This window comes from Cohnella mopanensis (assembly GCF_022352055.1).
GTDB lineage: Bacteria > Bacillota > Bacilli > Paenibacillales > Paenibacillaceae > Cohnella > Cohnella mopanensis.
In genome coordinates, this window is sequence record NZ_JAKRWM010000036.1 from 1 (window position 1) to 217 (window position 217).

The 217-nt window shown below is 61.8% G+C and carries 1 pseudogene; it reads right to left on the reverse strand.

Annotated features, from left to right (window positions below):
• A pseudogene (locus L3D05_RS26030) lies at positions 1 to 217 on the reverse strand (cellulase family glycosylhydrolase); the annotation flags it as partial.

Below are 217 nucleotides of genomic sequence, written 5' to 3' on the forward strand. Positions count from 1 at the left end.
TCGTGCCGTTGGTCAGGCCTGTGTTCGTATAACTTGTCGCCGTCACGCCGGTAGCCACGTTCGTATAAGGACCGCCGCTTGTCGTCGCACGTTTAACCGTATAGCTCGTTGCTCCGCTTGATGCTGTCCAGCTCAGCGCAACTTGTGCGTTGCCTGCCGTTGCCGTCAGTCCCGCTGGTGCCGCTGGCACCGTTGGAGCTGCGATCGGCGTCGCGCT